Origin of the sequence: Micrococcus sp. KRD128 (assembly GCF_017168395.1) — a bacterium.
GTDB classification, from domain to species: Bacteria; Actinomycetota; Actinomycetes; order Actinomycetales; family Micrococcaceae; genus Micrococcus; species Micrococcus luteus.
The window spans coordinates 1-1,197 of record NZ_JABFAX010000044.1; the positions used below are offsets into that span (position 1 = coordinate 1).

1 protein-coding gene is annotated in these 1,197 nt (G+C 73.3%); it reads left to right on the top strand.

Going from position 1 to position 1,197, the window contains the following annotated elements:
• Nucleotides 1-115 precede the first annotated feature (115 nt).
• A partial coding sequence (locus J1M44_RS11345; protein ID WP_241253056.1) for an acyltransferase family protein occupies nt 116-1,197 on the top strand: 1,082 nt, incomplete at its 3' end.

Sequence of the window (1,197 nt, forward strand, 5' to 3'; positions counted from 1 at the left end):
ACGCCACCCCGGAGCCGCCATGTCCACCACGCCGACCCCGCCCGTGTCCCACGGGTCCACCCCCAGCCGGATGACCTGGATGGACGCGATGCGAGGATTCGCCGTACTGCTGGTGATGTTCACCCACACCTACACGATGCCGCAGGGACTCGACGCGGCCTTCAGCTCCGTGGCGTTCGCGAACGTGGCGCAGGTGTTCCAGTCGTGGCGGATGCCGATGCTCATGTTCCTGTCCGGCGTCCTGCTGCCCCGCTCGGTGTCCAAGCCGCTGGGCACGTACTACCGCGGCAAGGCGGAGCGGATCCTGTGGCCGTTCCTCGTCTGGATGGTCGTCCTGGCGCTGGCCACGGGCGGGCCCGGATCCCTGCTGTCCATCGAGTTCTGGCGCGGCGGCGCGTGGCACCTGTGGTTCCTGTGGGTGCTCATGCTCTGCTACCTCATCGGCCCGGTGATCCGTCGCGTCCCGGCGCTGGTGGTCGCCGTCGTCCTGTTCGTCCTGCTCCTCGAGTTCGTCAGCGGCCCCCGCCACTGGGTGCGCCCTCTGTACTGGGGCGTGTACTTCTTCCTCGGTGCCGCCTCCGCGCGACTGCTCCCCCGGATCCGCACGTCGCCTGCCGCCCTGGGCGTGATCGCGGTGATCCTCATGGTGCTCACCGTGACGGCCACGCGCGCCGGCGCGCTGGTGGTGGCGGAGCGCCAGCCCTGGTCCGTGTTCGCCGCGCTGCCGGGGATCCTCGTGGTGCTGTGGCTCGGCCCGCGCCTGCCCCGTCTGCCGTTCCTCGAGTTCTGCGGCCGCCGCTCGATGGTCCTCTACGTCGCCCACATGCCGGTGCTGATCCTGGCGGTGGCGGCCTTCCGCGACCTCGCCGCGGTCCGCCCGGTCGACTTCTACGTGGCCATCGCGTCGTTCACGTTCCTCGTGCCGCTCGCCCTCGCGCTCGGCTACCGACGGGTGCGCTGGCTCTTCGAATTCCCGACGGCGGGACGCGTCCGGGCGCGGCCACGCACCCGGGCCTCGGCCCCGGAGGCGGCGGACACCGTGCCGGCCCGGACCGCCGAGCCCGCCCCGACGACGGCACCCCTGTCGGTCGTCGAGCCGGCGCCCGAGCCGCAGCCCACCGCGGGGCCGGCCCCGGCCACCGAGCCGGCGGCTGACGCACCCGTCCGGGTCCGAGTCCCCCGCCCGCGGCCCCGCCA